Raw genomic sequence first — 1779 nt, 5'->3', positions numbered from 1 at the left:
CTAAACGCACTAACCTTGTGAAGAGGTTGCGACGAATTTCGTCGGAACCTATTGAGTGATTGAGGTAACAGCTAACTGATAGCCCTGCCAGTAAGAAGCCTTTCCCGTCACCGTGATCACCTGACCTTTCTGTAACAGCATCACCGATAGCGCCATTTCATCAAAGCCCACGACACGCAGCGGGTAATCACTGCGCTTATCGCTCTGTACCTGCATAGTAGCAACGGCCATCACTTTACCTGTCTGGCACTTTATACGCTTGGGGGCAACGGTAATCTTCCCTGTGACCGTGGCGACTATCGAGGGTGCGTTCTTCTTCTGTCTTCGTGCCATTTTCCACCGCCTGTAGATGGTTGGAATTTCAACCATGATAATAATCAGTCAGTTAAATCACTGCGAACGTAATACGTACTCAGTCACTGAGTGACATTAAGTAACCTAGTACTGGACGGCTTAAACTTAAGCCCACCTGCGTTGTGATTACCACAATGGAGGGTAATACATTGACGCTATCTTGCTCTTTTGCGCTCCTCTTAAAGAGGTGTACAGATTCTGTGAGTCAGCCAGACTGACGCTCAAATTGTGAGTAAATGTCATTTATGCACAACGTCATTTGCGAGTAACTACCAGTTACGCCCAAAGTCCGATTATCGGACATTGAACTTTGCATACCGATATTTTCGGTACTCAAACTGCCCCTCTTAAAGAGGTGTAGTTCTTGTTCCGGGCAACGAGACAGGTAACCCAAAATAATTGGGTCAGTTATACTATGACCAAACGCCAAATCTGGCGTCTGATTAGATATCAATGAGTTATCACCTAAGCCCGAATTCGGGCTTTGCTCTGCTAACAGGTGTGGTGATTTCCACCATACCCTAAATGGGATATCACACTTTGGGATAGTCAAAATCTTGACCATCTACGGCAACTATAGGGATTTCCCCAACAGTTGGTTAACTCATTGATTTCATTAATATCTGTCCCTGTGCCGGAAATAAGTAAAATCAATGGGTTATAAAATACCTCTACGTAACTCATTGATTATCAATAAATACCGCACCATGCCGACTATTAATAAAATCAATAGGTTGCATAAAGGTGAGATTTGTCACTTTTAACTTATTGATATTCCACAATTCCTGCTCAGAACCGGAATTCTGGTTTTCTGACAGAATTAGCTAAAATCAAAGGGTTATATCATCAAGGCTAAACCGCACAGAGGGTTATGGGACAGCTTAATTTCAAACCCTCCCATTGGCTGTGTGGTGTGTATGGACTGTTTCTTACTGGCAGGCATATTCTGCCCTTATCACACCGTAGCGGCCTCATCATCAAGGCTCAGTTCGTACATGGCCTCGTAGATAATCTCCTGTAAGGCTGCCACGAATTCGGCATCCGTTGAGCTGGACGCGGTAGCCCTGAGTCGAGGGCCATGTTCAGGGGCTATTGCTATCAGACGGGTACGCATCCGGGCGTATTCTTCGCTGACCTTGTTCACCATATCCCGCCACGGCAGAACCTCACCCGATTTGATGCTGTGTTCCAGCTTGACCAGTTCCGCCAGATAGTGCTCTTTAATGGCGCGGGATTCTTCTATCGGGCGTACATCCACCTCGCCACGCAATAGCTCATCATAGACCGCCTTAGCGCGCACCTCCAGAGACTCAACCTCGGCATAACTGGCTTTCTTGGCGTTCTCTGTCCGGGGATCGGTACTATCAATATATTGCCTACGCCATGCATCAGCCGCATCGACATTAATGTGTCTCCCGACTCTGG

Annotated in this window: 3 protein-coding genes; all 3 read right to left on the bottom strand. The window is 46.6% G+C overall.

What is annotated here, in order from left to right:
- Positions 1 to 48: 48 nt before the first annotated feature.
- Positions 49 to 333 carry a hypothetical protein gene (locus tag PSI23_RS21245; protein WP_273556941.1) on the bottom strand — a complete coding sequence of 95 codons (285 nt, stop codon included), beginning with the start codon at positions 331 to 333 and terminating at the stop codon, positions 49 to 51.
- 226 nt (positions 334 to 559) lie between these two features.
- Positions 560 to 907 carry a hypothetical protein gene (locus tag PSI23_RS21240; protein ID WP_273556940.1) on the bottom strand — a complete coding sequence of 116 codons (348 nt, stop codon included), beginning with the start codon at positions 905 to 907 and terminating at the stop codon, positions 560 to 562.
- 402 nt (positions 908 to 1309) lie between these two features.
- Positions 1310 to 1779, bottom strand: a 470-nt coding sequence (locus PSI23_RS21235; RefSeq protein ID WP_273556939.1) for an RNA polymerase subunit sigma-70, incomplete at its 5' end; no start/stop codon positions are given.

It is taken from the genome of Xenorhabdus yunnanensis, from assembly GCF_028598805.1.
In the GTDB taxonomy this organism is placed as follows: Bacteria; Pseudomonadota; Gammaproteobacteria; order Enterobacterales; family Enterobacteriaceae; genus Xenorhabdus; species Xenorhabdus yunnanensis.
The sequence above is the reverse complement of the archived record's forward strand: the minus strand, read 5'-3'. Positions and strand labels throughout refer to the sequence as shown.